The sequence below is a fragment of the Mesorhizobium sp. M1A.T.Ca.IN.004.03.1.1 genome, assembly GCF_003997555.1.
Taxonomy (GTDB): domain Bacteria; phylum Pseudomonadota; class Alphaproteobacteria; order Rhizobiales; family Rhizobiaceae; genus Mesorhizobium.
In genome coordinates, this window is record NZ_RZTV01001000.1 from 1 (window position 1) to 240 (window position 240).

The 240-nt window shown below is 55.8% G+C and carries 1 other RNA gene; it reads left to right on the forward strand.

Annotated features, from left to right (window positions below):
- Window positions 1-238, forward strand: a transfer-messenger RNA (tmRNA) gene (gene ssrA, locus EOD29_RS34680); the annotation flags it as partial.
- Window positions 239-240: the final 2 nt, after the last annotated feature.

Below are 240 nucleotides of genomic sequence, written 5' to 3' on the forward strand. Positions count from 1 at the left end.
GGGGGCGGTACCCGGCGCCTCCACCAAAAACCGGCGGCCTCGAAGGCCGGCTTTTGATGGGGGCGAAACAGGATCGACAAGGGTGTAAAGATCGTCTTTTTGCTCGGCATTGTACCGCCGTTATCGGGCTAAAATTGTAGTTGCAAACGACAACTATGCGGAAGCTCGTCTCGCTGCTTAATCGCGGTGTGACACTTCAATCAAAGTCCTAGTGGTTCGCACCTCTAGGCGGGGTCCGAA